This is a genomic window from Streptomyces sp. BBFR51, from assembly GCF_044591655.1.
Classification (GTDB): domain Bacteria; phylum Actinomycetota; class Actinomycetes; order Streptomycetales; family Streptomycetaceae; genus Streptomyces.
In genome coordinates this window covers 3,803,982-3,829,569 of sequence record NZ_CP172448.1, presented here as the reverse complement: position 1 = coordinate 3,829,569, position 25,588 = coordinate 3,803,982, and the positions used below count along the sequence as shown (strand labels likewise).

At 71.0% G+C, this 25,588-nt stretch carries 26 protein-coding genes and 1 pseudogene; 17 read left to right on the top strand and 10 right to left on the bottom strand.

The features are described 5' to 3' along the window. The first annotated feature begins 260 nt into the window (after positions 1–260). From ACGH7X_RS17310 to ACGH7X_RS17300, 3 genes are all read left to right on the top strand, one after another. Complete coding sequence (locus tag ACGH7X_RS17310) at positions 261–1,187, top strand: DUF3027 domain-containing protein (protein ID WP_399886246.1); 927 nt, start codon at positions 261–263, stop codon at positions 1,185–1,187. 153 nt (positions 1,188–1,340) lie between these two features. Then, positions 1,341–4,469 carry a sacsin N-terminal ATP-binding-like domain-containing protein gene (locus ACGH7X_RS17305; protein ID WP_399886244.1) on the top strand — a complete coding sequence of 1,043 codons (3,129 nt, stop codon included), beginning with the start codon at positions 1,341–1,343 and terminating at the stop codon, positions 4,467–4,469. 156 nt (positions 4,470–4,625) lie between these two features. Beyond that, the gene (locus ACGH7X_RS17300) at positions 4,626–5,384 is read left to right on the top strand and encodes a calcium-binding protein (RefSeq protein WP_399886243.1); all 759 of its coding nucleotides are present in this window, start codon (positions 4,626–4,628) and stop codon (positions 5,382–5,384) included. 4 nt (positions 5,385–5,388) lie between these two features. On the opposite strand, the gene ACGH7X_RS17295 is transcribed toward ACGH7X_RS17300, so the two are convergent. Both ACGH7X_RS17295 and ACGH7X_RS17290 read right to left on the bottom strand, forming a co-directional pair. Further along, positions 5,389–7,788 (bottom strand): HAD-IC family P-type ATPase, encoded by a 2,400-nt coding sequence (locus ACGH7X_RS17295; protein ID WP_399886242.1) that lies wholly within the window; start codon positions 7,786–7,788, stop codon positions 5,389–5,391. A 134-nt stretch (positions 7,789–7,922) separates the two neighbouring features. Then, positions 7,923–8,204, bottom strand: coding sequence for a DUF2530 domain-containing protein (locus ACGH7X_RS17290; RefSeq protein ID WP_399886241.1), 282 nt, complete (start codon positions 8,202–8,204; stop codon positions 7,923–7,925). Between the two features lie 180 nt (positions 8,205–8,384). Here ACGH7X_RS17290 and ACGH7X_RS17285 point away from each other — a divergent pair, with 180 nt between their 5' ends. Continuing rightward, positions 8,385–9,842 carry an NCS2 family permease gene (locus ACGH7X_RS17285; protein WP_399886240.1) on the top strand — a complete coding sequence of 486 codons (1,458 nt, stop codon included), beginning with the start codon at positions 8,385–8,387 and terminating at the stop codon, positions 9,840–9,842. 16 nt (positions 9,843–9,858) lie between these two features. Here ACGH7X_RS17285 and ACGH7X_RS17280 read toward each other — a convergent pair whose 3' ends face one another. Further along, entirely contained in the window at positions 9,859–10,041 is a 183-nt protein-coding gene (locus ACGH7X_RS17280) for a ribbon-helix-helix protein, CopG family (RefSeq protein WP_398321362.1), read from the bottom strand. Between the two features lie 156 nt (positions 10,042–10,197). On the opposite strand from ACGH7X_RS17280, the gene ACGH7X_RS17275 reads away from it, so the two are divergent. After that, the gene (locus tag ACGH7X_RS17275; RefSeq protein WP_399886239.1) at positions 10,198–10,635 is read left to right on the top strand and encodes a MarR family winged helix-turn-helix transcriptional regulator; all 438 of its coding nucleotides are present in this window, start codon (positions 10,198–10,200) and stop codon (positions 10,633–10,635) included. A gap of 27 nt (positions 10,636–10,662) precedes the next feature. Further along, a complete protein-coding gene (locus ACGH7X_RS17270) occupies positions 10,663–12,024 on the top strand; it encodes an MFS transporter (protein ID WP_399886238.1) in 1,362 nt (453 codons plus the stop codon). A gap of 22 nt (positions 12,025–12,046) precedes the next feature. On the opposite strand, the gene ACGH7X_RS17265 is transcribed toward ACGH7X_RS17270, so the two are convergent. Next, positions 12,047–12,634: a Uma2 family endonuclease gene (locus tag ACGH7X_RS17265; protein WP_399886237.1), complete on the bottom strand. Its 588-nt coding sequence runs from the start codon at positions 12,632–12,634 to the stop codon at positions 12,047–12,049. Between the two features lie 116 nt (positions 12,635–12,750). Here ACGH7X_RS17265 and thpR point away from each other — a divergent pair, with 116 nt between their 5' ends. Beyond that, positions 12,751–13,323 carry an RNA 2',3'-cyclic phosphodiesterase gene (gene thpR / locus ACGH7X_RS17260; protein WP_399886236.1) on the top strand — a complete coding sequence of 191 codons (573 nt, stop codon included), beginning with the start codon at positions 12,751–12,753 and terminating at the stop codon, positions 13,321–13,323. A gap of 133 nt (positions 13,324–13,456) precedes the next feature. Here thpR and ACGH7X_RS17255 read toward each other — a convergent pair whose 3' ends face one another. From ACGH7X_RS17255 to ACGH7X_RS17245, 3 genes are all read right to left on the bottom strand, one after another. Then, complete coding sequence (locus ACGH7X_RS17255) at positions 13,457–14,449, bottom strand: aldo/keto reductase (protein WP_399886235.1); 993 nt, start codon at positions 14,447–14,449, stop codon at positions 13,457–13,459. 59 nt (positions 14,450–14,508) lie between these two features. Next, positions 14,509–15,096, bottom strand: coding sequence for a Uma2 family endonuclease (locus tag ACGH7X_RS17250; RefSeq protein ID WP_399886234.1), 588 nt, complete (start codon positions 15,094–15,096; stop codon positions 14,509–14,511). Positions 15,097–15,202: 106 nt separating this feature from the next. After that, positions 15,203–15,883 carry a GDSL-type esterase/lipase family protein gene (locus ACGH7X_RS17245; protein ID WP_399886232.1) on the bottom strand — a complete coding sequence of 227 codons (681 nt, stop codon included), beginning with the start codon at positions 15,881–15,883 and terminating at the stop codon, positions 15,203–15,205. A gap of 100 nt (positions 15,884–15,983) precedes the next feature. On the opposite strand from ACGH7X_RS17245, the gene ACGH7X_RS17240 reads away from it, so the two are divergent. Then, positions 15,984–16,973, top strand: coding sequence for a WD40 repeat domain-containing protein (locus ACGH7X_RS17240; RefSeq protein WP_399886231.1), 990 nt, complete (start codon positions 15,984–15,986; stop codon positions 16,971–16,973). Here ACGH7X_RS17240 and ACGH7X_RS17235 read toward each other — a convergent pair. Continuing rightward, entirely contained in the window at positions 16,947–17,750 is an 804-nt protein-coding gene (locus tag ACGH7X_RS17235; RefSeq protein WP_399886230.1) for a TetR/AcrR family transcriptional regulator, read from the bottom strand. The two genes, ACGH7X_RS17240 and ACGH7X_RS17235, sit on opposite strands and share 27 nt — an antisense overlap. Before the next feature lie 116 nt (positions 17,751–17,866). Between ACGH7X_RS17235 and ACGH7X_RS17230 the strand changes: the two genes are divergently transcribed. The 6 genes from ACGH7X_RS17230 to ACGH7X_RS17205 all read left to right on the top strand — a co-directional run bounded on the left by ACGH7X_RS17230 (position 17,867) and on the right by ACGH7X_RS17205 (position 22,746). After that, positions 17,867–18,901: an ATP-binding cassette domain-containing protein gene (locus tag ACGH7X_RS17230; RefSeq protein ID WP_399886229.1), complete on the top strand. Its 1,035-nt coding sequence runs from the start codon at positions 17,867–17,869 to the stop codon at positions 18,899–18,901. An 80-nt stretch (positions 18,902–18,981) separates the two neighbouring features. Continuing rightward, positions 18,982–19,752 (top strand): ABC transporter permease, encoded by a 771-nt coding sequence (locus ACGH7X_RS17225; protein ID WP_399897109.1) that lies wholly within the window; start codon positions 18,982–18,984, stop codon positions 19,750–19,752. A gap of 120 nt (positions 19,753–19,872) precedes the next feature. Next, positions 19,873–20,415, top strand: coding sequence for a hypothetical protein (locus ACGH7X_RS17220; protein WP_399886228.1), 543 nt, complete (start codon positions 19,873–19,875; stop codon positions 20,413–20,415). A gap of 2 nt (positions 20,416–20,417) precedes the next feature. Continuing rightward, positions 20,418–21,632 carry a sensor histidine kinase gene (locus tag ACGH7X_RS17215; RefSeq protein WP_399886227.1) on the top strand — a complete coding sequence of 405 codons (1,215 nt, stop codon included), beginning with the start codon at positions 20,418–20,420 and terminating at the stop codon, positions 21,630–21,632. Further along, entirely contained in the window at positions 21,629–22,309 is a 681-nt protein-coding gene (locus ACGH7X_RS17210; protein WP_399886226.1) for a response regulator, read from the top strand. Before ACGH7X_RS17215 ends, ACGH7X_RS17210 begins: the two co-directional genes overlap by 4 nt. A 77-nt stretch (positions 22,310–22,386) precedes the next feature. Beyond that, positions 22,387–22,746, top strand: coding sequence for a nuclear transport factor 2 family protein (locus ACGH7X_RS17205; protein WP_399897106.1), 360 nt, complete (start codon positions 22,387–22,389; stop codon positions 22,744–22,746). A 21-nt stretch (positions 22,747–22,767) separates the two neighbouring features. On the opposite strand, the gene ACGH7X_RS17200 is transcribed toward ACGH7X_RS17205, so the two are convergent. Together ACGH7X_RS17200 and ACGH7X_RS17195 are read right to left on the bottom strand one after the other, a co-directional pair. Beyond that, positions 22,768–23,235: a hypothetical protein gene (locus ACGH7X_RS17200; RefSeq protein ID WP_399897104.1), complete on the bottom strand. Its 468-nt coding sequence runs from the start codon at positions 23,233–23,235 to the stop codon at positions 22,768–22,770. An 89-nt stretch (positions 23,236–23,324) separates the two neighbouring features. Further along, positions 23,325–23,558, bottom strand: coding sequence for a DUF397 domain-containing protein (locus ACGH7X_RS17195; protein ID WP_399886225.1), 234 nt, complete (start codon positions 23,556–23,558; stop codon positions 23,325–23,327). Positions 23,559–23,735: 177 nt separating this feature from the next. Between ACGH7X_RS17195 and ACGH7X_RS17190 the strand changes: the two genes are divergently transcribed. The 3 genes and pseudogenes from ACGH7X_RS17190 to ACGH7X_RS17180 all read left to right on the top strand — a co-directional run bounded on the left by ACGH7X_RS17190 (position 23,736) and on the right by ACGH7X_RS17180 (position 25,584). Continuing rightward, positions 23,736–24,503, top strand: a complete 768-nt coding sequence (locus ACGH7X_RS17190) for a DUF6879 family protein (RefSeq protein ID WP_399897101.1) — start codon at positions 23,736–23,738, stop codon at positions 24,501–24,503. A gap of 18 nt (positions 24,504–24,521) precedes the next feature. Continuing rightward, positions 24,522–25,370, top strand: a pseudogene (locus tag ACGH7X_RS17185) (helix-turn-helix domain-containing protein). 31 nt (positions 25,371–25,401) lie between these two features. Next, positions 25,402–25,584 carry a DUF397 domain-containing protein gene (locus ACGH7X_RS17180; protein ID WP_399886224.1) on the top strand — a complete coding sequence of 61 codons (183 nt, stop codon included), beginning with the start codon at positions 25,402–25,404 and terminating at the stop codon, positions 25,582–25,584. Positions 25,585–25,588: the final 4 nt, after the last annotated feature.

Sequence of the window (25,588 nt, the reverse complement as noted above, 5' to 3'; positions counted from 1 at the left end):
ACCGCCCGGGAACACCGGTCCGTACCCCGCCGAAACTCCCGTCGGTGTAGGCCCAGCGCACCTGAGCAGGTAGCGTGCCTAGCGCGCCGTGGCGAACGTTCTCGGCCGCGCGCCATACGGCCATCCCGCAGAATGGATGACGTAGGTGCGCCCGAGCGCGATCGGGCGCGGACGTCGACGCGGTCCACAGGTCCGCTCCGTCCGCCCCCTCGCACACAGCGGTGCACTCGTGAGACGGCGTATGGAGAGAAGCGATACCTGTGAGCGCAGCGACAACGCGAAGCCGCACCCCTGACCGTCTGTGCGCCGAGGCCGTCGACCTCGCCCGCGCCGCAGCCGAGGAGGCCGCCGACCCCGGCGTCGTCGGCGAGCACGAGGGCATGGTGTCGGAGGGCGACCGGGTCGTCACGCACCACTTCGCCTGCAAGGAGATGGGGTACCGGGGCTGGCGCTGGGCCGTGACCGTGGCCCGCGCCTCCCGCGCCAAGATCGTCACGGTGGACGAGGCGGTGCTGCTGCCCGGCCCCGACGCCCTGCTCGCGCCCGAGTGGGTGCCGTGGAGCGAGCGCCTGCGCCCCGGCGACATGGGCCCCGGCGACCTGCTGCCCACGGACGCGGAGGACCTGCGTCTCGAGCCCGGCTGGACCGGCGAGGACGAGCCGCCGCCGAACTCCGCGGTCTCCCACGAGATGGCCGACCTGGTCGAGGCGGAGGACGCCGAGGTGACGGCCGGCCCGCCCGCCGAGCTGTCCACCGTCCCGGCCCGCGGCACCATCTCGGCGGTCGCCGAGGAACTGGGCCTGCGCCGCACCCGGGTGCTGTCCCGGTACGGCCTGCACGTCGCCGCCGACCGCTGGGAGGACGGCTACGGCCCCAAGACCGCGATGGCCCAGGCGGCCCCCGCCTCCTGCGTCAGCTGCGGCTTCCTGGCCCGGATCGGCGGCTCGCTGGGGCAGGCCTTCGGGGTGTGCGCCAACGAGTTCTCCCCGGCCGACGGCCACGTCGTGTCGCTGGCCTACGGGTGCGGTGGGCACTCCGAGGCGGCGGTCATGCCGAAGCCGCCGCGGGTGGCTCCGCCGGTGATCGACGAGACGCGGGTGGATCCGTTCCCGCTGCGGCCGGCCGCGGACTCGGGGTCGGTTCCGGTGGCCGAGGACGTGGCCTCGGCGGAGCTGGGGCATTCGTAGGGGCGGGTGCGTTCTCGGGTGCGGGTGCGTGGTGGCTCGCGTCCCCGGGGGCTGCGCCCCCGGACCCCCCTTCGGCCTTGACGGCCTCGTCCTCAAACGCCGGTCGGGCTGCTTGGGCGGTACCTTCGTGGTCCGTCGATGAGGAGAGTCACCGTGAGCATGTTCGTACGGCCTGCCGCCGAGGGCGCGGACCCGTTCGGTACGGCACGTCTGCGGCGCGGGGTGCTGGACGCCTGGGCGACGAGCCCGGCCCGGTTCCGTGAGGACGCCAACGCGGAGGAGGACCTCGTCCTCGGCGGCTACCGCGACCGGCTGGTCGTCGAGCTCGCGCAGAACGCCGCCGACGCCGCCGCCCGCGCCGGTGTGCCCGGCCGGCTCCGGCTGACCCTGCGCGACGGTGTCCTCGTCGCCGCCAACACCGGCGCCGCGCTGGACGCGACCGGAGTCGAGTCGCTGTCCACGCTGCGCGCCTCCGCCAAGCGGGACGCCGAGGACGGCTCGGTCGGCCGGTTCGGGGTCGGCTTCGCCGCCGTCCTGGCCGTCACCGACGAGCCCGCCGTCGTCGGCCGGCACGGCGGGGTGCGCTGGTCGCTGGCCGAGGCCCGTGACCTGGCCGCGGACACCGCCCGGCACAGTCCCGGCCTCGGGGACGAGATCCGGCGGCGCGACGGACACGTTCCGCTGCTGCGGCTGCCGTTCCCCGCCGAGGGCAGCGCCCCCGACCCGTACGACACCGCCGTCATCCTCCCGCTGCGCGACACGGCCGCCGCCGATCTCGCCGAGCGGCTCCTGCACGCCGTGGACGACGCCCTGCTCCTCGCCCTGCCGGGCCTGGAGGAGGTGGTGGTCGAGGCAGGGGACGAGGTGCGCACCCTCTCCCGTCGCACCGAGGACTCGCTGACCGTCGTCGAGGACTCCAGCGAGGGCGTCACCCGCTGGCGCACCGCCGCCGCACACGGGCCCCTCACCCCCGACCTGCTCGCCGACCGGCCGGTGGAGGAGCGGCTGCGGCCCCACTGGTCCGTGCTGTGGGCGGTGCCCGTCGACGCCGACGGCGCTCCCGCGCGCCCCCGCACCAGCCCCGTCGTGCACGCCCCGACGCCCAGCGACGAGCCCCTCGGCGTGCCCGCCCTGCTCATCGCGTCGTTCCCGCTGGACACCACCCGCCGGCACACCGCGCCCGGCCCGCTGACCGACTTCCTGACGGAGCGGGCGGCCGACGCCTACGCCGGGCTGCTCGCCGACTGGCGGCCGGTCGGCGCCGGCCTCATCGACCTGGTGCCGGGGGCGCTGGGCCGGGGTGAACTGGACGGCGCGCTGCGGCAGGCGATCCTCGACCGGCTGCCGCGTACCTCCTTCCTGCCGCCCGCCCTGCCCTCCGGGGGCGGGGACGCGGAGGACGATCTTCCGGAGTCGCTGCGGCCGCGCGACGCCGAGGTGGTGGAGGGCGCGGGCGCCGACACCGTGCGGGTGCTGGCCGAGGTGCTGCCGACGCTGCTGCCCGCCGGTCTCGAACGCCGCCCCGAACTGCGCACGCTGGGCGTGGCCCGGGTGCCGCTGACCGACGCGGTCGACCGGCTGGCGGGTCTGGAGAAGGCGCCCGGCTGGTGGTGGCGGCTCTACGACAGCCTCGCCGGAGTCGACCCCGACCGGCTGTCCGGGCTGCCAGTGCCTCTTGCCGACGGCCGGACGACCATCGGACCCCGGCAGGTGCTGCTGCCCTCCCCGGACGCCGCCTCGCTGGACCCGGAGGTCCTCACCAGGCTCGGCCTGAAGGTCGCCCACCCGGACGCCGTGCACCCGCTGCTGGAGAAGCTCGGCGCCCTGCCGGCCACCCCGCGTGCCGTGCTCACCACCCCGCAGGTCCGGGCCGCCGTCGCCGCCTCCCTGGACGACGAGTACGCCGCGAACTGGGAGGAGGACGCCCTTGACGCCGAGGAGCTGGCCGACACCGTCCTCGGCCTGGTCCGCGACGCGGGACTCGACCCCGGCGAGGAGCCCTGGCTGGGCGCGCTCGCCCTGCCCGACGAGGACGGCGAACTCTCCCCGGCGGGCGAACTCGTCTTCCCCGGCAGCCCGTTCGCCCAGGTCATGCGCGAGGACGAACTCGCCGCAGTGGACGCCGAGCTGGCCGAGAAGTGGGGGACCGAGCCGCTGGCCGCCTGCGGCGTGCTCGTCACCTTCGCGCTCGTCCGCGCCACCGACGTCGTCCTGGACCCCGACGAACTGGAGCCCCGCGAGGGGGACTTCGCCGAGCCGGACGACGCGGGACTGCTGGACGCCGTGGACGTGTGGAGCGAGGACGTCCTCGACCGCTTCCCGGACAGCCCCGTCCCGCCGGTCGCCACCGAGATCGTCGCCGTGCGCGACCTCGACCTCGTGGACGACGACCGGTGGCCCGAGGCCCTCGCCCTGCTGTCCCGGCCGCCCCTGCGCGACGCGCTCGTGCAGCCGGTGCGCGTCCTGCTGCCCGACGGCACCCACGAGGTCGTACGGCCGTACACCGCGTGGTGGCTGCGCGGGCACCCGGTGCTCGGCGGACGCCGCCCGGCCGGTCTGCGCGCGGCGGGCGGCGACCCGCTGCTGCGGGGCCTGTACGAGGAGGCCGACGCGAGCGGCTTCGAGGACGAGCAGGTGCTGCGGGCCCTGGGCGTGCGCACCTCGGTCGCCGCCCTCCTCGACGAGCCCGGCGGCGCGGCCGAACTCCTCGGCCGCCTCGCCGACCCCGACCGACCGGTCGCGGCGGCCCAACTGCACGCCCTGTACGGGGCGCTGGCCGAACTGGACCCGGACCGGGTCACCCTGCCGGACGAGGTGCGGGCCGTGGTCGACGGCCGGGTGGAGGTGGTGGACGCCGCCGACGCCGTGGTCGTCGACTCGCCGGACCTGCTGCCCTTCACGTCCGGCATGCCGCTGCTGCCCGTCCGGCCGGCCCGGGCCGCCGAGCTGGCGGAGCTGTTCCAGGTACGGCGGCTGAGCGAGTCCGTCACCGGCCGCATCGACTCCGAGGGCACCGAGCACGACGTACCGGAGCCGGTGCGGGTGCTGCTGGGCGCGCGTACCCCCGCCTCCTACGTGGAGCACGAGGAACTGGTCGTCGACGGCGTCGAGATCGACTGGCGGCTGACGGACGACGGTGCGCTGCACGCGGCAACGCTGGAAGGCGTGGCCGCGGGCCTCGCCTGGGCGGCCGGGCAGTGGCCGCGCCGCTTCGAGGTGGCGGCGCTGCTGGAGGACGAGTCCCGCACCGAGGAGCTGGCCAGGGACCGCTGGTTCGACTGAACCGACCGGATGTGAAGGTGTGTGCACATTTCCTTCACGTCCCGTACAACCATCGCACCGCGTCGTGGATCTATGAGGCGAGTCAGCAGACTCATGACCCTCCGGGCCCGGCGCGGTGACGACCGCCGGGGCCCCTTGTCTCCACGTGGGGAACACATGCGCATACGAGTCCTGGCGGCAGCCGCCACCGGTGCCCTGGCCCTGACCGCCCTCGCCGTCCCGGCCGCGCAGGCCGACGGCGGGACCGGCGACACCCGGATCACCAAGGTCGTCGTGGACGGCGACAACAAGGCCGCCATCGGCACCGGCACCCCCAAGACCATCTCGGTCAGCGTGACGGCCACCGACAACTCCGGCATCCTGGGCGCCGACTCCTTCGTGCTCAAGGGCCCGGGATACGGCTTCGAGTCGACGGGCAAGCCGTCCTGCAAGAAGGTCAACGCCACCACCTCGACCTGCACCGGCTCGGTGAAGATCGACCCGCGGACGGACTACCTCGGCAACACGATGGCCGGCACCTGGTACGTCGACGCGTGGATCGACGCCAAGGACGGCGACTTCGTCTGGAAGGCCAAGGCCGGCTCGTTCAAGTTCCAGCGCGCCGCCGCCCTGACGACCAACGCCGCGCCGGAGCCGGTGAAGAAGGGCAAGACCCTCACGGTCACCGGCAAGCTCACCCGCGCCAACTGGGAGACCCTCAAGTACGGGGCGTACAGCGGCCAGTCGGTACAGCTCCAGTACCTCAAGAAGGGCGCCAAGGCCTACACCAAGCTGAAGACCGTCAAGACCAGCTCGGCGGGCAAGCTGAGCACCACCGTCAAGGCGACCGCGGACGGCTACTACCGCTACGTCTTCGCCGGCAACTCGGCCGCCGCGGCGGTCACCTCGGGCGCCGACTTCGTCGACGTGAAGTAGCCCGCTACGCGGGAAAGCGGCGGTCGACCCACCTCCACAGGAGTTCCAGGACGGCCGCCGCCCCCACCGCGATGCCGACGGCGGTCCACGGCATCGTGACACCCACCAGCTTCAGCGCGAAGAAGTCCTGCAGCCACGGCACCACCAGCACCACCACGAAGGCGAGGCCCATCGCCGCCACCAGGAGCACGCGCCACCAGGTGTAGGGGCGGGCGATGATGGCCAGCACCCACATCGAGATCAGGAACAGCGTCAGCGTCGCCGCGCTCGTCTCCGCGTCCAGCGCGTGAGGACCGGAGTAGTGGTTCCGCGCGACGAGGTACGTCACGAAGGTCGCCGCGCCGGCCACCACCCCGCCCGGGATCGCGTACCGCATCACGCGCCGTACGAAGTGCGGCCTGGCCCGTTCCTTGTTCGGGGCGAGGGCCAGGAAGAAGGCGGGGACGCCGATGGTGAGCGTCGAGAGCAGGGTGAGGTGGCGGGGCAGGAACGGGTACTCGACCTGCGAGCAGACCACCAGGATCGCCAGCAGCACCGAGTACACGGTCTTGACCAGGAACAGGGTCGCCACGCGCGTGATGTTGCCGATGACCCGGCGGCCCTCGGCCACCACCGACGGCAGCGTGGCGAAGCTGTTGTTGAGCAGCACGATCTGCGCGACCGCCCGCGTCGCCTCCGAGCCCGAACCCATCGCCACGCCGATGTCGGCGTCCTTGAGCGCCAGGACGTCGTTCACGCCGTCGCCGGTCATCGCGACCGTGTGGCCGCTGGACTGGAGGGCGCCCACCATCTCCCGCTTCTGCTGCGGGGTGACCCGTCCGAAGACCGTCCCCCTGTCGAGCGCCTCGGCCATCCCCTCCCGCTCGGCGGGCAGCCGGCGCGCGTCGACGGTGGCGCCGGACAGCCCCAGCTTGGCGGCCACCGCGCCGACCGAGACCGCGTTGTCCCCGGAGATGACCTTGGCGCGGACGTCCTGCTCGGCGAAGTAGCGCAGGGTGTCGGCGGCGTCCGGGCGCAGCCGCTGCTCCAGGACGACCAGGGCGGTGGGCTCGACGCCGGCGGCCACCTCGGGGTCGTCCAGTCCTCGGGCGGTGCGGGCCAGCAGCAGGACTCGCAGACCCTGCTCGTTGAGCCGCCCGGTCTCGGCGAGCGCGGGGTCGTCCTCGGCCAGCAGCACGTCCGGGGCGCCCAGCAGCCACGTACGGGTGGTGCCGTCGCCCTCGTTGCCCTCGTCGAGGGTGGCGCCGCTGTACTTGCGGGCGGAGGAGAAGGGCAGCGACTCGGAGCAATGCCAGTGCGCGTCCGCCGGGTAGGCGTCGATGATCGCCTTCAGGGAGGCGTTCGGGCGCGGGTCGGACGCGCCGAGGGCACCGAGCACCGTACGGACGTAACGCTCGTCCGAGCCGTCGAGCACGCGCAGTTCGGTGACGTCCATGCCGCCCTCGGTGAGGGTGCCGGTCTTGTCCAGGCAGACGGTGTCGACGCGGGCCAGGCCCTCGATGGCGGGCAGCTCCTGGACGAGGCACTGCTTGCGGCCGAGCCGGACGACACCGATCGCGAAGGCGACGGAGGTGAGCAGGACCAGGCCCTCCGGGACCATCGGGACGATGCCGCCGACCGTCCGCGCGATGGAGTCGTCCAGCTCGTTGTCCTTGGCGAGCAGCTGGCTGAGGATCAGGCCGATCGCGGTCGGGACCATCATCCACGTGACGTACTTGAGGATCGTGGAGATGCCGGAGCGCAGCTCGGACTGGACCAGCGTGAAGCGGGAGGCCTCCTCGGCGAGCTGCGCCGCGTACGCCTCGCGCCCCACCTTGGTCGCCCGGAACGCGCCGCCGCCCGCGACCACGAAGCTGCCGGACATGACCTGGTCACCGGGCTGCTTGACGACCGGGTCGGCCTCACCGGTCAGCAGCGACTCGTCGATCTCCAGCCCGTCCGCCTCGACGCACACCCCGTCGACGACGACCTTGTCCCCGGGACCGATCTCGATGACGTCGTCCAGCACGATCTCGGACGTACCGACCTCGGCGGCCTTCCCGTCCCGGCGCACCGTCGGCCGGACCTCGCCGATCAGGGCCAGCGAGTCGAGGGTCTTCTTCGCGCGCCACTCCTGGACGATGCCGATGCCGGTGTTGGCGAGGATCACGAAGCCGAACAGGCTGTCCTGGATCGGCGCGACGACCAGCATGATCACCCAGAGCACGCCGATGATCGCGTTGAACCGGGTGAAGACGTTGGCGCGGACGATGTCGGCCAGTGAGCGACTGCTGCGCACCGGCACGTCGTTGACCTGACCGCGCGAGATCCGTTCGGCGACCCCGGCCGCCGTGAGCCCGGCCGTGGGCGAAGGCGCGTCGAGGGGGTGCGCGGGGCCGAGTCTGCCCGCGTCGAGATGCGTCATGGATTCGACGGTACGTGCGGTTTTACGGCTTCACCCGCCGAATGCGGGGAAGATCCGACCTGGGTACGAGAAGGGCGGACCCGGTGTGCTGCCCTGGTACTACGCGGTGGGCCGTCCTGTGCGGTGGGCCGGTACTACGACGCGGTGGGCCCATCCGCCCGCGGCTCCGGTGCGGCGGAGTCCCGCTTGATCGCGGCGTCGCGCCCCCGGACGTACCAGATGCCGATCAGACCGAGGCCGGCGCCGGCCAGGCAGGTCCACACCCACCAGGTGTGTCCGTGGTCGTCGAACCAGCCGTAGAAGGGCAGCTGCACCAGGAAGAGGACGAACCAGAGGACGGTACCGCCGATGATCGTCGGAACCACGGGGCCCTCCAGGGGCTCCGGCGCCTCGTGCGTGGGTGTCCACTTCGTCATGCGTACAGCTTACGAGGCGGGTGCGAACGGGTTGACGCCGCGGCGCCCTCGGGGTCTACGCGCGGAGATAGCGCTGGGTGGCTCATACGTTCATACTGAACCCGTTTGTCTCTGACCACTTTCATTCGTAGGAAACACCAACAAGGCCGTGGGGGAACCTGTTGGTGATGAGGTCCTCGCATGCCCACCTCGGCCTCCGCCAAGGTTCCCCCGTCCCCCGAGTCGCCGGAAGACCGGCGGCCCCCGCAGAACGGCCTCGACCGCTACTTCAGGATCTCCGAGCGCGGCAGCACCCTGCCCCGCGAGATCCGCGGCGGCTTCGCCACCTTCTTCGCGATGGCCTACATCATCGTGCTGAACCCGATCATCCTCGGCAGCGCGAAGGACATGTACGGCCACCAGCTCGACAACGGTCAGCTGGTCACCGCGACCGCGCTGACGGCGGCCTTCACCACGCTCCTGATGGGCGTCATCGGCAACGTCCCGATCGCGCTGGCCGCCGGCCTCGGCGTGAACTCCGTCGTCGCCCTCCAGCTCGCCCCGCGGATGTCCTGGCCGGACGCCATGGGCATGGTGGTGCTGGCCGGTTTCATCGTCATGCTGCTGGTCGCCACCGGCCTGCGTGAGCGCGTGATGAACGCCGTGCCCTACGGCCTGCGCAAGGCCATCTCCATCGGTATCGGCCTGTTCGTCATGATCGTCGGACTCGTCGACTCCGGCTTCGTCACCCGGATCCCCGACGCGGCCGAGACGACCGTGCCGCTCCAGCTGGGCACCGGCGGTCATCTGCACGGCTGGCCGGTGCTGATCTTCGTCCTCGGCGTGCTGCTGACCCTCGCGCTGATCGTCCGCAGGACCCCGGGCGCCATCCTCATCTCGATCGTCGTGATGACCGTGATCGCGCTGATCGTCAACGCCGTCACCGACATCCCGTCCTGGGGTCTGACGACCCCGGAGTGGCCCGGCAACCCGGTCGCCACGCCCGACTTCGGGCTGGTGGGAGAGGTCAGCCTGTTCGGCGGGTTCGACAAGGTCGGCGTCCTGACCGGGGTGCTGTTCGTCTTCACCGTGCTGCTGTCGTGCTTCTTCGACGCGATGGGCACGATCATGGGCGTCGGCGACGAGGCGAAGCTGACCGACGGCGAGGGCCAGATGCCGGGCATCAACAAGGTCCTGTTCGTCGACGGCATCGCGGTCGCCGCGGGCGGTGCCAGTTCCGCCTCGGCCACGACCTGCTTCGTGGAGTCCACGGCAGGCGTCGGCGAGGGCGCCCGCACCGGCTTCGCCAACCTCGTCACCGGCGGTCTCTTCGCCCTGGCGCTCTTCCTCACGCCGGTCGCCACCATGGTCCCGTCCCAGGCGGCCACCCCGGCGCTGATCGCGGTCGGCTTCCTGATCCTGGCCGGCTCGATCAGGGAGATCGACTGGTCCGACTTCACGATCGCCATCCCGGCCTTCGTGACGATGCTGATGATGCCGTTCACCTACTCGATCACCAACGGCATCGGCATGGGCTTCATCACCTTCTCGGTGCTGCGCCTGGCGGCCGGGCGGGGCCGCGAGGTCCCGGTGGCGATGCACGTGGTGTCGGTGGTCTTCACCTTCTACTACCTGATGCCCGCCCTCGGCCTGACGTGAGGCCCGCGGGGCACGCTCACGGGACCCCGTAGAACCGTTCCGTCTCCTCCACGGCGGACTGGAACCGCTCGTCGAAGTCATCGCGAATGAGCGTCCGGACGACATAGTCCTGGACGCTCATTCCTCTTTTCGCCGCATGATCCCGGAGCCGGTCGAGCAGCTCCCCGTCCATCCGCAGGCTGAGCACGCTGGTCCCCATGGGTACGAGGGTCGCCCGCGCCGACCGGGTGATGCTCCGATTTCCGGAAACGACTCACTCGTACGGGTGAACTGTGGGTTTCAGTGGCGGGCGTCACGGGAACGCGGGCGGTTGTGCGGTAGTACTTCGCCAGACTAATGAGTTACGCTAAGGAACATGCCGGACCTCAAGCATGGCGACGACGCCGCCGCCGTGAACTCCCTGCGCTCTGCCGTGATGCGGTTGTCCCGTCGGCTCAAGCATCAGCGCGTCGACGAGTCGCTCAGCCCCACCGAGATGTCGGTGCTGGGCACCCTTTCCCTCTGCGGCAGCGCGACCCCGGGCGAGCTGGCCCGCAAGGAACACGTCCAGCCGCCCTCGATGACCCGCATCGTGGCGCTGCTGGAGGCGAAGGGCCTGGTCCGTCTCGAGCCGCATCCCGAGGACCGGCGCCAGAAGGTCGTGACGCAGACCGAGCAGGCCGTGGTCATGCTCGACGAGAGCCGTCGCAAGCGGAACGCGTTCCTGGCCACGCTGGTCGAGGGTCTCGACGAGGACGAGTGGGCGAAACTGCGCGCCGCCGCCCCCGTGCTGGAGAAGCTCGCACACCGGTAAGCAGTTTTCGCGAGGAGGCGAACCCTTTTGAGTACGGGATCCGGAGCAGCTTCCGCCCCCGCACCTGACGGCCACGACGATCCGACCACCCCCGACGCCCTTCGCAAGACCTCGATGTTCTCCTCCCTGAAGGTCAGGAACTACCGCCTGTTCTTCATGGGCCAGGTCGTCTCGAACATCGGCACCTGGATGCAGCGCATCGCCCAGGACTGGCTGGTGCTCAGCCTCACCGGCTCCTCGGCCGCCGTCGGTATCACCACCGCCCTGCAGTTCCTGCCGATGCTCCTCTTCGGCCTCTACGGCGGTGTCCTCGTCGACCGCCTGCGCAAGCGGCCCACGCTGCTGGTCACCCAGTCCGCGATGGGCCTGACCGCGCTCGCCCTCGCCGTGCTCACCCTGAGCGGCCACGTCCAGGTCTGGCACGTCTACGTCGCCGCCTTCGCGATGGGCCTGGCCACCGTCATGGACAACCCGGCCCGCCAGACCTTCGTCTCCGAGCTGGTCGGCCGCGACCAGCTGCAGAACGCGGTCAGCATGAACTCGGCCAACTTCCAGTCGGCCCGCCTGGTCGGCCCCGCCGTCGCCGGCCTGATGATCACCGGTGTGGGCACCGGCTGGGCCTTCCTCGCCAACGGCCTGTCCTTCGTCGCGCCGCTCAGCTGCCTGCTGCTGATGCGCGCCCGTGAACTGCACGCCGTCCAGCGCGCCCCGCGCGGCAAGGGACAGCTCCGCGAGGGCCTGCACTACGTCGCCGGGCGCCCCGAGCTGATCTGGACGATCACCCTGGTCGGGTTCATCGGCACCTTCGGCTTCAACTTCCCGGTCTTCCTGTCCGCCTTCGCCGACGACGTCTTCGACGCCGGGGCAGGCGCGTACAGCCTCTTCAACACCCTCATGGCCGTCGGCTCACTCGCCGGCGCCCTGCTGGCCGCCCGGCGCGGCACGGCCCGCCTGCGCGTACTGATCGCGGCGGCCCTCGGCTTCGGCGCCCTGGAGATCGTGGCGTCGATCGCACCCGAGCTGTGGCTCTTCGCGCTGCTGATGGTCCCGATCGGCGTCTTCAGCATGACGGTCAACGTCACCGCCAACACCAGCATCCAGATGTCCACCGACCCGGCCATGCGGGGCCGCGTGATGGCCCTTTACATGATGGTCTTCCTCGGCGGCTCCCCGGTCGGCGCCCCGGCCGTCGGCTGGGTCACCGACACCTACGGCGCCCGGGTGGGCTTCGCCGCGGGCGGCGCGGTGGCCGCCACCGCCGCGCTCGTCATCGGCCTGGTCCTGGCCCGCGTCGGCAACCTGCGGCTGTCGGTCGGCTGGCACCGGGGGCATCCGCAGGTGCGGTTCGTACCGCGGGAGCGGCGGGAGGCGCTGGCGCCGGCGGCGTAGAGGCGGAAATCCAGGGGTCCGGTCAGTTGCGGGGGAAGTCGTCGGTCTTGAGGGTGAGACCGACGACGGTGCCGGTCATGTCGACGTCCTCGCCGAAGCCGAAGCTGACGCACGCGTGGTATTTGCCCTCCTCCGGCAAGGTGTGCAGGCGCCACTCCCCGGCGTAGGGATCCACGATCAGATACACCGGGACGTCGGCGGCGGCATAGGCGTCCTTCTTGGGGCCGTGGTCGTTGCCGGCCGTGCTCCGGGAGATGACCTCGGCAATGAACTCGACGTCCTCGGGGCGCCAGTGGCCCTTCTCGTCCTTCCGGGCCCCTTCGGCCAGGGCCACGACATCGGACGCGAAGCCGTTGAGATACCCCGGGTAGTCCATACGGACGTCGGACTTCACGCGCTTGCGCGGGTACCTCGCGCGCAGCTGCTCGATGATGTCCAGAATGATGTCCCAGTGGGTGTCCCGCTGTGGCGTCATGAAGATGTGACCCCCGACGATCTCGGTCTTGTATCCCTCGGGGACGGGCATCTTCTCGAGCCACTCGAACATGACGTCCAGAGTCAGCTCGGTGCTCTCTTCGGCCATCTCGATCCTGTCGTCAAGGACGGTCATCGTGGCGCTCCTCCCCGGCTGCCCCCGACGCGAGTGCAGCCGCGCGGTACAACGATACGCACGGTGACCAGGACACGCGCGGACGTACACGTGTTCTCCGGGGGAGACTGACCGGCATGAGACTGTTCGCCGCCGTGCTGCCCCCCGAGGACGTCACCGCCGCCCTCGCCGCAGAGGTGGCCGTGCTGCGCGGGCTGCCGGGTGCGGACGGGCTGCGCTGGACCGGCCGTCCGGGGTGGCACCTCACGCTCGCCTTCTACGGCGAGGTCGAGGACGACGTCGTGCCGGACCTGTCGGCCCGCCTGGAGCGGGCGGCCCACCGCACCGCGCCCTTCGAGCTGGCGCTGCGCGGCGGCGGCCGGTTCGGGCGCGGGCGGGCGCTGTGGGCGGGCGCCGAGGGCGGTCTGGCGACCCTGCGGCTGCTCGCGGACCGCGCGGAGTCGGCGGGGCGCAAGGCGGGCGTCGAGATGGGGGAGCACCGGCGCTACAAGCCCCACCTGACCCTGGCCCGCAGCAGGGAGGCGTTCGACGCACGGCCCTACGTCGAGGCGCTGGCGGGCTTCGCCGGCGCCACCTGGGCCGTGACGGAGCTGGCGCTGGTGCGCAGCCGCCTGCCGGACTCCGGCGTGCCGGGCGAGCAGCCCCGTTACGAGACGGTCGCCCGCAGCCCGCTCGGCGCCTCCGGTTAGGCTCGGGGGCGTGGACCCGAAGACCCGTAACCGGATCATGGCCGGTGTGCTCGTGCTGATGCTCGTCGTGGTGGCGATGGCGGCGGCCCTCGGCTGAGTGGCCGGTGGGCGGCCGCCACCGTCGCTCACCGTGCTACCAGGCGAACGCCTCCGGCGACGGCCCCGGACCCGGGAAGATCTCGTCGAGCCCGGTCAGCAGTTCGTCCGACAGCTCCAGCTCCACGGCCCGCAGCGCCGACGCGAGCTGCTCGGCGGTGCGCGGGCCCACGATCGGGCCGGTCACGCCCGGCCGGGTCAGCAGCCACGCCAGCGCGGCCTCGCCGGGCTCGATGCCGTGCTTGTCGAGCAGGTCCTCGTAGGCCTGGATGCGCGCGCGGCCCGCGGGGTCGGCCAGGGTGTCGGCCGCCCGCCCGGAGGCGCGCCGCCCGCCCTGGACCTCCTTGCGGATGACCCCGCCGAGCAGCCCGCCGTTCAGCGGCGACCACGGGATGACGCCGAGGCCGTACTCCTGCGCGGCCGGGATCACCTCCATCTCGGCACGGCGCTCGGCCAGGTTGTACAGGCACTGCTCGCTGACCAGACCGATGGTCCCGCCGCGCCGGGCGGCGGTCTCGTTGGCCTGGGCGATCTTGTATCCGGGGAAGTTCGAGGACCCGGCGTAGAGCACCTTGCCCTGCTGGACCAGGGTGTCGACGGCCTGCCAGATCTCGTCGAACCCGGTGGAACGGTCGATGTGGTGGAACTGGTACAGGTCGATGTGGTCGGTCCGCAGCCGCTTGAGGCTGGCGTCGACCGCACGCCGGATGTTCACGGCGGACAGCTTGTCGTGGTTGGGCCACGCCTCGCCGTCGGCGGCCATGTTGCCGTACACCTTGGTGGCGATGACGGTCTTGTCGCGCCGGTCGCCGCCCTTGGCGAACCAGTTGCCGATGATCTCCTCGGTACGGCCCTTGTTCTCGCCCCAGCCGTACACGTTGGCGGTGTCGAAGAAGTTGATACCGGCGTCCAGCGCCGCGTCCATGATCGCGTGGCTGTCGGCCTCGTCGGTCTGCGGACCGAAGTTCATCGTCCCGAGGACGAGCCGGCTGACCTTGAGTCCTGTGCGTCCCAGCTGCGTGTACTTCATGGTCCCCAAGCCAACGACTTGGAGTGCACTCCAGGCAAGCGGGGGCGGGCGGCGGGTGGTCAGTCGCGGGGGAAGGTGTCGGTCCTGAGGGTGAGGCCGAGGACGGTGTCGGTGAGATCCAGCTCCTGCCCGAAGGCGACCCTGGTCTCGGTCGTGTAGTCGCCGTCCTTGGGGTGCGTGAAGATGTGGCAGCGGCCCTGGTACGGGTCGGCGATGAGGTAGAGGGGGACCTCGGCTTCGGCGTACGCGAGCCTCTTTGGGCCGTAGTCGTTGGCGGCGGTGCCTTGGGAGATGACCTCGGCGACGAACTCGACGTCCTCGTGGCGCCAGTGGCCCGTGTCGTCCGCCTTCACGCCGTCGCGCATCTTCACCACGTCCGGGCAGAAGCCGTTCTCGTGGCCCGGGAAGTCGATGCGGACGTCCGAGAGGACCTTGGCGCGCCTTCCGAAACGGAACCGGATGTCCGAGGCGATTTCGAAGATGATTTCCCAGTGGGTTCCGCGCTGCGGTGTCATGTAAACGGTGCCCTCGACGATCTCTGCCCTGAATCCTTCGGGGACAGGCATCCGTTCAAGCCGCTCGAACCACTCGTCCAAGCGCTCAGCATTGATGTCGGCCATGGCGATCCTGTCGTCTACGACGGTCATCGTGGCGCTCCTCCCCGGCTGCCCCAACGACGAGTACAGCCGCGCGGTACAACGATACGCACGGCGACCAGGACACGGGAGGTCGCGCATATGCCAGATGTGTGGCCTACGAGGAGGCGGAGTAGGGCCCGCCGAGCCCCCACTCCTCGTCCATCGCCTCCGCGAAGGCCTCCGCGATCTTGTGCTCGCCGCTCTCGTTGGGGTGCGTGCCGTCGTAGGTGTCCGCGTGGAAGTCGTACGACGCCGGTCGCGGGACGAGCAGCAGCGGGGAGCGCGGGTCGTCGAGGTCGGCGAGGGTCTTCGCGAGGCGGTCGTTGAAGCCGTGGACCTGCTCGGCGAAGGTCGTGTCGGCCTCCACCCGGATGTTGTGGAGCACCGGCATCACCGCCACGCGCACGCGCGGGTTCGCCGACCGCGCCTCCGCCACGAAGGCGCTGACGTTGCCTGCGGTCTGCTCCGCGTTCGTGTAGAAGCCGAGGTCGATCAGGCCCAGGGAGACCAGGAGCACGTCCGCGCGGCAGGACCGTACCGTCTCGCCGATCAGCGGGGCCATGTGGTGCCAGCCCTCGCCCCAGCCGGCCAGGTGGGCGCGGGGGAAGCCGGGGTCGGCGTAGGCGTACGAGGTGGGGGCGTCCGTCACCTGGTCGTGGAGGGTCTCGCGCGGGCCGACGAACGTGAAGGGGCGGCCGTAGGAGTCGCGCAGGTGCTGCCACAGCCGGTAGCGCCACGTGTGTTCGCCGGCGCTCCCGATCGTCATGGAGTCACCGACGAACATGAACCTGAGCATCCGCTCATCATGGACGATCGGCCTGGCCGGCGCGATGTGAGCCCGACCACCCAGGGTGACCGCCGTCCTGAACGCCCGCGCGGGATGGCAGGCTTGGCGCATGCGCCGACCCTTCGCCCTCCTCGCCTCGGCCCTTCTCGTGGGCGCGTTCGCCGTGCCCGCCTCAGCGTCGGACGGCGACGACGGGCCCGCCGGGAGCGACGGGTTCACGATCAAGGACCCGCGCATCACCGAGTCCAGCGGCCTCGCGGCCTCCCAACTGCACCCCGGCATCTACTGGACGCACAACGACCAGGACAACGGCCCCTACCTCTACGCCGTGGACGGCTCCACCGGCAAGACCGTCGCCCGCGTCGCGCTCTCCGGCGTCGGCACGCCCCGCGACGTCGAGGCGATCGCCGTCGGACCGGGCAACAAGATCATCGTCGGCGACCTCGGGGACAACCTCGGCGGCACCTGGCCGTACGTGTGGATCTACGAACTGCCCGAGCCGAAGGAACTCAAGGACCAGACGGTCAAGGCGACGCAGTACGTCGTGAAGTACGCGGACGGCGCCCGCGACGCCGAGTCGATGGTGGTCCACCCCAAGACCGGGCGGGTCTACATCATCGACAAGAACGAGGACGGCGGACATCTCTACGAGGGCCCGGCGAAGCTCTCCGCCTCCGGCACCAACGTCTTCCGGCCCACCGTCCCCGTCGACCTCTGGGCCACGGACGCCGCCTTCTCCCCGGACGGGCGGCAACTCGCCGTGCGCGGCTACCTCGGGGGCATCTGGTACGACTGGAACGGCGGGAAGATCCAGCGCAAGGGGCGGATCAGCGTGCCCCTGGGGCAGGGCGAGTCCGTCACCTACACCACCGACGGCAAGAAGCTGCTGCTCGGCATGGAGGGCGCCAACAGCCCCGTGAAGGCCGAGGACGCGCCCGGGGAGGACGGCGGTGGTCCGGGTGGCGGAGGGGGCGGATCCGACGCCTCGGGCTCCGACGGGTCCGACGGCCTGGGCGGGAAGGCGCTCAAGGCCGGGACGGTCGGACTCCTCGCGCTCGTCGCGCTGTTCGGCCTACGCCGGCTGTTCCGGCGGCGCTGAGGGCGCACCCTCAGCCGCGCGCCGCGCGGTCACCAGCACCTCAAGACCGTCCAGGATGCGCTGGAGCCCGAACTCGAAGTGGTCGAAGCCGGTGCCGAAGGCGTCCTCGGAGAGGGAGGCCAGGACCGGGTAGCGCCCGCTCGTCATGGCCTTCACCAGCACCGGCTCCTGCGCCGCCCAGAACTGCGCGTCCGTCAGGCCGGAGGTGCGCTCGGCCTCCTCCTGGAACACCTGCGTGCGGGCGGCCCCGACGACGTATCCGTCGATCATGATGATCGCCGAGATCAGCTCGGGGTCGGTCAGGCCCATCGGCTTGATCCGGGCGAGCACCTTCTCCATGCCGTCCAGCGCGGCCGGGCCGAGGATCGGGCGGGACTGGTTGACCTCCAGCAGCCAGGTGTGGCGGCGGTAGAGGGCGAGCGTGGCGTGGCCGAGGGCGTGGAGTGCCGAGCGCCAGTCGCCGTCACCGAGGTCACCGAGGTCGGCGGGGTCCTCGGAGGGCCGCTGCACGCGGTCCAGCATCAGGTCGATCAGCTCGCCCTTGCCGGGGACGTAGCGGTACAGGGACATCGTGCCGGTGCCCAGCTCGGTGGCGATCCTGCGCATCGAGACCGCGCCGAGCCCGTCCCGGTCCGCGACCTCGACGGCGGCCTCCACGATCCGTTCCGGCGTCAGGCCGGGCTTGGGGCCCCGGCTGGGCCGCCTGCCGGTGTCCCACAACAGGTCGAGCGTGCGGTCGATGTCGCCGCTGCCACTGGTCTCCGTACCGCTTGCCATGGGGTCAGTCTAGGTCCGCGCCGAAAAACTGGGTACGGTGTACGCGTAATCGGGTACGGTGTACTCAGTTAGGGAGTGGGAGTGGGAGTAGGCGATAGGCAGTGAGAGGGGGACCCATGAGTGAGCGACACGCGGTACGGGCCGAGGCCCTGGAGAAGCGGTACGGCGAGAAGCGCGCCCTCGACGGCTTCGACCTGGCCGTCCGCGAGGGCACCGTGCACGGCCTGCTCGGGCCGAACGGCGCCGGCAAGACCACCGCCGTGCGCATCCTGTCCACGCTGGTCCGGCTGGACGGCGGGCGGGCTGAAGTGGCCGGCCTGGACGTCGCCCGGCAGGCGCGCGAGGTGCGGGCGCGGATCGGCCTCACCGGTCAGTACGCGGCCGTGGACGAGGTGCTCACCGGCCGGCAGAACCTGGAGATGTTCGGGCGCCTGTTCCACCTGGGCGGCAGGCGGGCCCGTGCGCGGGCGGTCGGGCTGCTGGAGCAGTTCGACCTGACCGACGCCGCCGACCTGGGCGTCGGCAAGTACAGCGGCGGCATGCGGCGGCGCCTGGACCTGGCCGCGTCGATGATCCTCGCCCCGTCCGTCCTGTTCCTGGACGAGCCGACCACGGGCCTGGACCCCCGCAGCCGGGGCGAGGTCTGGGACTCGGTGCGGGCGCTGGTCGCGAGCGGCACGACCGTGCTGCTGACCACGCAGTACCTGGAGGAGGCCGACAGGCTGGCCTCCCGCATCACCGTCATCGACCAGGGCCGCGCCATCGCGGACGACACCCCGGACGGGCTGAAGAACCTGGTCGGCGGGGACCGGATCGAGGTCGTGGTCGCCGAGCGGGCCGAGATCCCGAGGGTGGTCAAGGTGGTCGCCCGCGTCTGCGACGGCGAACCCGAGGCCGACGAGGAGACGCTGCGGGTGCACGCCCCGGTCACCGACCGGGTGTCCGCGCTGACCGAGGTGGCGCGCGCCCTACAGGACGAGGGCGTCGCGGTGGAGGACATCGGACTGCGCAGGCCGAGCCTCGACGACGTGTTCCTGCGCCTGACCGGACACCGTACGAGCGCGGAGGGCGCGGAGGGCGCGGAGGGCGCGGAGGGCGCGGAGGGCGCGGAGGGCGCGGAGGGCGCGGAGAAGGAGGCGGTGGCGGCATGAGTGCCCTCGACCTCGACCTCGACCTCGACCTCGACGCCTATCCGGCGACGGCCCCGCTCGAGCGCGGGAGGCTGTACTGGATGCTCGCCGACTGCGGCAACATCGTCCGCCGCGGCCTGACCCACTACCAGCGCCAGCCCGTCAACATCGCCTGGCAGCTGGGCTTCCCGATCCTCTCCGTCCTCCTCTACGGGTATGTCTTCGGCAGCGCGATGACGGTGCCGGGCGGCGGGGACTACAAGGACTTCCTGATGCCGGGCATGTTCGTGATGACCATGGCGTTCGGCTTCATCAACACCGCGACCGTCGTCGTCTACGACTCCACCAAGGGCGTCATCGACCGGTTCCGCTCCATGCCGATGTCCTCCTCCGCGGTGGTCGCCGGACGTGGCGTGACCGATCTCGTGGTCGCCTGCGCCGAGTTGACGATCCTGATGCTGACGGCGCTGGCCATGGGCTGGCGCCCGGACGGCGGCTGGGGGTTCCTGGCCGCGTTCGGGCTGCTGCTGTGGCTGCGGTTCGCGCTGATCTGGCTCGGCGTGTGGCTCGGCCTGATGGTCCCCAACCCGGAGGCGGCGGGCGGACTGTTCGCGGTCGCCTTCCCGCTGACGATGATCTCCAGCATCTTCGTCGCCCCGCAGCTCATGCCCGACTGGCTGGGCTGGGTGGCCGCCTGGAACCCCATCTCGTCCACGGCGGCGGCCGCCCGCGAACTCTTCGGCACCCCGGTCGGCGGCGGCGACTCGTGGGTCGAGCAGCACGCGCTGCTGATGGCGGCCGCGTGGCCGGTGGTCCTGACCGCGATCTTCCTGCCGCTGGCGGTACGGAGGTTCCAGCGGCTGAGCCGGTAGGACCGTTCCGGGAGGACCGGGTGGAACCGGGGGTGGAGGCCGAGTCGGCGGCGGAACTCCACCCCCGGTTCCACCCATGGGTCCAGGTGCCGCGGGCCTGGTCAGAGCAGTCTTGAGGGCATGACAACGACTGAGTGGATCACCGACATCGCCCTCGTTCTCGTCGTCTTCCGGCAGTTGCGGGAAGGCCGGCTCGACCGCAAGACCTTCCTGATCCCGCTGGGGATCGTCGCCTTCGTGGCGTACTCGTACCTGGACTCCGTCCCGACTGCGGGCAACGACCTGGTGCTGATCGCGGCCTTGACGGCCGTGGGCGCCGTGCTCGGCGTCGCAGGCGGCGTCTACACCCGGATCAGGGCACTCGACGGGCACCTCATGATCAAGGCCGGCGCCGTGTCGGCGATCCTGTGGGTGCTGGGCATGGGCGCCCGTATGGGCTTCCAGGTCTGGGTCGAGCACGGCAGCGGCGCCGACGACGTCGCGCGGTTCAGCATCGCGCACCACATCACGAGCGACCAGGCCTGGGTGACGGCGTTCGTGCTGATGGCGGTCACCGAGGTGGTCACCCGGGTGGCCACGATCTACCTGCGCAGCCGCGCCAGGGCCGGGGCCGAGGGCCTGGCAGTGGCTCCCGCCGTGCCCGCCCTCGACCGTACGGCCTGACCGTGCGCTATGTTCGGCCGGTGTCCGCCGCCACCGAGAACCCTCCGTCCCCGAGCCCAGGGGCGGAGGCGCCACCCGTTCCGCGGCCGGTCCCCGGTCAGGACCCGCGTGTGCAGTGGGGCCTGAGCCTCGCGGTCGTCGTGGCAGGAGCCCTGACGATCCGGCCCATGGGGTTCAGCGGCCAGGGCCTGGCGGTCGTCGCCCTCTTCGTGCTCAACTCCGCGGCACTGCTGGCCCGGGGCCTGCCCGAGCACCGGGTGCCCCCGCGCCTCGCGCTCCTCTGGCTCACGATCGGCGTCCTCGCGGCGGTCGCGCTGATCGGGGTCAGCGGCAGCGGCGCGAGCTACCTGTTCGCCTTCTTCCTCGCCGGGCACATCGGCTACCGCCTCGAAACCCGGCGGGCTCTCACGCTTGCGGCGACGTGCTCCCTGCTCAGCGGCGGTGTCCTGTACTTCGACCTGGGACCGGGAGACCCGGAGCTGCCCTGGGGGCTCGGTCTCGCCACCGGCCTCCCGGTCGTCGTCGGCATCATCAACCGCAGCCAGCGCCGGGCCGTACGGTCGGCGATCTCGGCCGCCGAGTCGGCGGAACGCGCGGCCCGCGCGGAGGCCCGGACCGCGGTGCTGACCGAGCGCGGCCGGATCGCCCGGGACGTGCACGACGTCCTCGCGCACTCCCTCGCCGGGATCAACATGCAGTTGGAACTGGCCGACGCCCTGCTCGACACCGGTGACCTGGAGAAGGTCAGGGAGGCCAACGACAAGGCCCACGGCCTGGTCAAGGAGAGCCTGAAGCAGGCGCAGTGGACCGTGCACGCGCTGCGCGAGGACGCGCTGCCGCTGCTGGAGAGCCTGACCGCGATGACCGAGTCGTCGGGCCACCACGACGCCCTCACGGTCCGTGGCACCGTCCGGGAGGCACCGGCCCAGGTGACGCAGAACCTGCTGAGGATCGCTCAGGAGGCCCTGACCAACGCGGCCCGGCACGCTCCCGGCGGAAAGGTCGAGGTGGAGCTGACGTTCGCCGCGTCGTCGATCACACTGAGGATCCGCAACCGGCCCGCCACCCGTGCGGTGACCCCGGGCGTCGGCAGCGGAATGGGGCTGATCGGCATGCGCGAGCGCGTCGCCCTGCTGGGCGGAAGCGTCAGCGCGGGGCCGGTCACCGAGGGGCAGGACCAGGGCGGCTGGCTGGTGGAAGCGGTGATACCGGGATGAGTGAACAGATCGAGAATCAGGCGCGTTTGAGGGTGATCGTCGCCGACGACCAGGCCGCGGTGCGGGAGCCGCTCGCCGCGGTGCTCGGACTGGCCGACGACATCGACGTCGTCGCGGCGGCCGCGGACGGTGGCGAGGTACTGGCGGCGGTGGCCGCCGGGCAGGTCGACGTGGTGCTGATGGACCTGCGGATGCCCGTGCTGGACGGCATCGAGACGACCCGCCGCCTCACCGAGGAGCACCCGGAGGTCGCGGTGGTCGTCCTGACCACCTTCGCCGACGACGAGTCGATCCTGGGCGCGCTCGGCGCGGGAGCCCGCGGCTACCTGACCAAGAACGCGGGACGCCAGGACATCATCCGGGCGATCCGGGCCGCCGGCGCGGGCCAGTCCGTACTCGACCGCGAGGTCCAGAACCGCCTGCTCGCCACGGCCAGGACGAAGGCGGCGCCCGCCCCCGGCGGGGCGGCAGGGCACCCCCTGCCGGACGACCTCACACCCCGCGAACGCGAGGTCCTCACCCTGATCGGCCAGGGCCTGTCGAACCGGGGAATCGCCGAGAAGCTCTTCATCAGCGAGGCCACGGTCAAGACCCACATCAACAACCTGTTCGCCAAGGCCCACATCCGCGACCGCGCGGACGCCGTCCGGCGCGCCATCGGGGCGGGGCTGGCCTGAGGAACGACCGACTTGCCGTTGACGAGGCTCTTGTCAGACCGGTGTGAAAGGCTCCACCGACGGAATCGTCAAAGGCCATCGAGACACTGTGGGAACGGATCCAGGCCCGTGACTGGGCGGGCGTCGCCGGGTTGATCGCCGAGGATGTCGTTGTCGAGTGGCCGATCAGCCTCGAACGCATCGTCGGCCGGGGGAACTTCGTCGCGGTGAACCGTGAATACCCGGAAGGCTGGTCGATTCGGGTGCTCAAGGTGGTGGCCGACGGCGACGAGGTCGTCTCCGAGGTGGAAGTGCCGCACGACAGTCTCGGCGCCTTCCGCGCAGCGTCGTTCTGGACCGTCCGCGACGGGCAAATCGTTCGTGGGACGGAGTACTGGATGAGCCTGGGGGCTGACCCGCGGCCCGAACGGCGGGTTGCCCTCGTCGAACCGATGTAGCGCGGCGGGCCGCCGCCCCGTTCACGGCATGGGGCAGGGAGGAGCAGGAGATGCGTCCTCCGAGGAGCAGGCCACCAGGGCTAGGGAGAGAAACGTCGGGCGTTCGAGGTAGTGGCCCAGCGACAGGTCTCCGCCCCACCGCAGCCGTGCCTCCGCCGAGGTGATGAGGGCGGACAGACGGCACGCGTCACGCTGAGCGTCGGACAGGAAGCGGGGAGCGTACTCGGTCAGGCGTTCACGGAGCCATGCTGCGGCGTCCCGAGCGTCGGACCAGGTGCCGCGCACCCGTACGGGCGGCTTGCGCAGCCAATTCCGCGTTTCCAGCGGGGGCAGGTCGCAGGACGGGAACTCGGCGGCCACCTCGCGATACCGCTGGACCAGCTCCGGCCGGCTTCCGGCGGGCGGCGGCTCGGGATGTGGCGGGCGCCGCAGGGCCTCCTGGTCGAAGCGGGACTTGGGGCCGACCCAGATGTAACCGTGGTGATGCAGGTGTCGCACCGGGTGTCCTTCGGTCGTTCGGGGTGCCCTCCCCGGCCGGAGCAGCCGGGAAGGGGCCTGCGGTTCTGGGATCTCCGGGATCAGAGCGCCAGCCCGAACTGCGTCGGGTCGATCCCGGCGACGCTCAGCTCCTCGGTCGTGAACCGAAGCGGCTCGGCGTCCGGCCGCTTGCTGTCCCCGAGGGCCCAGGCGTCACTGCCGATACGGGCGAGGGTGACGCAGGACTCGCCGTCGGGGTGGGTGTTGCCGCCGCACGCCGTCGCGAACGAGGCGTCGGAGAGGTCGAGTCGGTACAGGTCGTTTCGGTGCGGCATTGCTGTCCCTTCCTGGTCGGTGTGGCTAGGGGACGACCGTAGGGAGGCAGCCGGGAGGCATGGGGAGAATATTCTTCATTATTCTCTCATCGTCACTCTGAATGCTTGGACATTCACCTAATGCAGTCGCCACGCTGGGATGCGCAGGCAACGTCAACGAGCGAAAGGCGGAGATACGTGGCGCGCAGGTTACGGTTCAACGGGACGGGCAGTGGAGTCACCGGATGCCCGTCCGTGCACGAGGACTTGGACACCGGCGAGGTGATCGTGCACGGTCCCCCGCTCACTGATCAGGGCGACCTCGCGCAGCTCCAGCACCTCTCGGCGGGCGAGGTCGCGGTGGTGGTCCCGCGTGATCTGCTGGTGGACTGGACGCCGAAGGAGCGGACGCGGCAGGTACGGACGATCGATCTGGACGAGTTCGGCGACCTGTTCGGCAAGTTCGAGCACAGCGCGTGGCGGTTGGAGACCCGCCGACGGTACGCCAGCGATGAGAAGAACGACCGTTGGCAGCAGTTCGTGGACACCGGGGAGGTCGGCGACGACTGGGCGGACGCCCCGGAGGTCAGTTGGTTCCGCGACACGATCCGTGCGCAGACCGAACAGGGTAAGCGCATGGAACGCGTGCGCCTTGTGGACCAGCCCGCCACACCCGGGCAGCGCTACCTCCTCAACTGCGCCAAGGGGAACATCGGCTTCGGCGAGGACATCCGGAACGTGTGGCGGACCGATGCCGATCGCCTTCGCCTGCCGGCCGAGGACTTCTGGTTGTTCGACAGCCGTCTTGTCGCGCTCCTGCAGTTCGACCAGGATGACGAACTCACTCACGTGGACCTGATCACGGAACCTTCAGAGGTGGTGCGCTGCTGCATGATCCGGGAAGCTGCCTGGCACCACGCCGTACCGTGGAAGCGGTTCACGGCCGAGATGAACGCCGACACGTAGGGACATGAACGGGTACCGGTGAGCACGGACTATCAGCGGGCGCGCGAGGAACTGGGACGCATACTCCGGAAGTTGCGCGTCGAAGGCCCCGACGGCCGGCTCACCGGTACGGAACTGGCCCGCCGGCTGGGATGGCCTCAGTCGAAGGTCAGCAAGCTGGAGAACGGCAGGCAGACGCCGACGGATGACGACCTCAAGACGTGGTCCGAGGCTGTGGGACAGCCCGCCGTACTCCCGGAACTGCGCGCCCGGCTGAAGGGCTTTGAGAGCCACATCCGCTCCTGGCGCCGTCAGCTCGCGGCAGGTCATGGACCCGTCCAGGAGACGTGGAACACCCTCGTGCGGGAATCCCAGACTCTGGTCATGTGGGAGAACAGCACTGTCTGCGGCATGGTGCAGACCGCCGACTACGCCCGCCACGTATTCGAGCACTACACGGAGCTCCGGCGCTCTCCGCGCGACACGGAGGAAGCGGTGCGCGCCCGAATGAAGCGACAGGAGTGGCTGTACTAGCCGGGCAAGCAGTTGAAGCTGCTCATGTGGGAGGGAGCCCTTTGGGCTCAGGTGTGTCCGCCGAGCGTGTTGGTGGCACAACTGGATCGGCTGCTCGGCCTCGTGGGCATGGACACGGTCCGCCTCGGCGTCATTCCGTTGGACCGCGCGCTAAGGCTTCCACCGGCGAACTCGTTCTGCATGCTGGACGACCGTCTCGTCGTGCTTGAGGACTGGCACGCTGAACTCTGGCTCGACGATGCTGAAACGATCACTCTCTACCGGTGCGTCTGGGACTCCCTCGCGGTGTCGGCCGTCTACGGCGCGGAGGCGCAGCAGGTGATCGCCCGGGTGCGGCGCAGTATCAAGGTCTGAGGACGTACGGCCGGAGTACCAAGGACTGATCGTGACCAAGGTCGTAGGCCCCTTCCGAAAGTCGTCGCACTCCGGAGCAGAGAGCAACTGCGTGGAGGTGGCCCCTACGTCCGGGAACGGCCGAGCCGTCCGCGACAGCAAGCAGCAGGACGGCCCCCTGCTCACCGTCACCGTCTCCCGCGAGGGCTGGCAGGCTTTTCTCCGGCAGTTCTGAGCCG

Excerpts from the sequence above, each read along its gene's own strand:
- ACGH7X_RS17300 (WP_399886243.1), top strand. The coding sequence starts at position 4,626 with ATGCGCATACGAGTCCTGGCGGCAGCCGCCACCGGTGCCCTGGCCCTG.
- ACGH7X_RS17295 (WP_399886242.1), bottom strand. The coding sequence starts at position 7,788 with ATGACGCATCTCGACGCGGGCAGACTCGGCCCCGCGCACCCCCTCGAC.
- ACGH7X_RS17290 (WP_399886241.1), bottom strand. The coding sequence starts at position 8,204 with ATGACGAAGTGGACACCCACGCACGAGGCGCCGGAGCCCCTGGAGGGC.
- ACGH7X_RS17285 (WP_399886240.1), top strand. The coding sequence starts at position 8,385 with ATGCCCACCTCGGCCTCCGCCAAGGTTCCCCCGTCCCCCGAGTCGCCG.
- ACGH7X_RS17280 (WP_398321362.1), bottom strand. The coding sequence starts at position 10,041 with ATGGGGACCAGCGTGCTCAGCCTGCGGATGGACGGGGAGCTGCTCGAC.
- ACGH7X_RS17275 (WP_399886239.1), top strand. The coding sequence starts at position 10,198 with ATGCCGGACCTCAAGCATGGCGACGACGCCGCCGCCGTGAACTCCCTG.
- ACGH7X_RS17265 (WP_399886237.1), bottom strand. The coding sequence starts at position 12,634 with ATGACCGTCCTTGACGACAGGATCGAGATGGCCGAAGAGAGCACCGAG.
- thpR (WP_399886236.1), top strand. The coding sequence starts at position 12,751 with ATGAGACTGTTCGCCGCCGTGCTGCCCCCCGAGGACGTCACCGCCGCC.
- ACGH7X_RS17255 (WP_399886235.1), bottom strand. The coding sequence starts at position 14,449 with ATGAAGTACACGCAGCTGGGACGCACAGGACTCAAGGTCAGCCGGCTC.
- ACGH7X_RS17250 (WP_399886234.1), bottom strand. The coding sequence starts at position 15,096 with ATGACCGTCGTAGACGACAGGATCGCCATGGCCGACATCAATGCTGAG.
- ACGH7X_RS17245 (WP_399886232.1), bottom strand. The coding sequence starts at position 15,883 with ATGCTCAGGTTCATGTTCGTCGGTGACTCCATGACGATCGGGAGCGCC.
- ACGH7X_RS17240 (WP_399886231.1), top strand. The coding sequence starts at position 15,984 with ATGCGCCGACCCTTCGCCCTCCTCGCCTCGGCCCTTCTCGTGGGCGCG.
- ACGH7X_RS17235 (WP_399886230.1), bottom strand. The coding sequence starts at position 17,750 with ATGGCAAGCGGTACGGAGACCAGTGGCAGCGGCGACATCGACCGCACG.
- ACGH7X_RS17230 (WP_399886229.1), top strand. The coding sequence starts at position 17,867 with ATGAGTGAGCGACACGCGGTACGGGCCGAGGCCCTGGAGAAGCGGTAC.
- ACGH7X_RS17225 (WP_399897109.1), top strand. The coding sequence starts at position 18,982 with ATGCTCGCCGACTGCGGCAACATCGTCCGCCGCGGCCTGACCCACTAC.
- ACGH7X_RS17220 (WP_399886228.1), top strand. The coding sequence starts at position 19,873 with ATGACAACGACTGAGTGGATCACCGACATCGCCCTCGTTCTCGTCGTC.
- ACGH7X_RS17210 (WP_399886226.1), top strand. The coding sequence starts at position 21,629 with ATGAGTGAACAGATCGAGAATCAGGCGCGTTTGAGGGTGATCGTCGCC.
- ACGH7X_RS17195 (WP_399886225.1), bottom strand. The coding sequence starts at position 23,558 with ATGCCGCACCGAAACGACCTGTACCGACTCGACCTCTCCGACGCCTCG.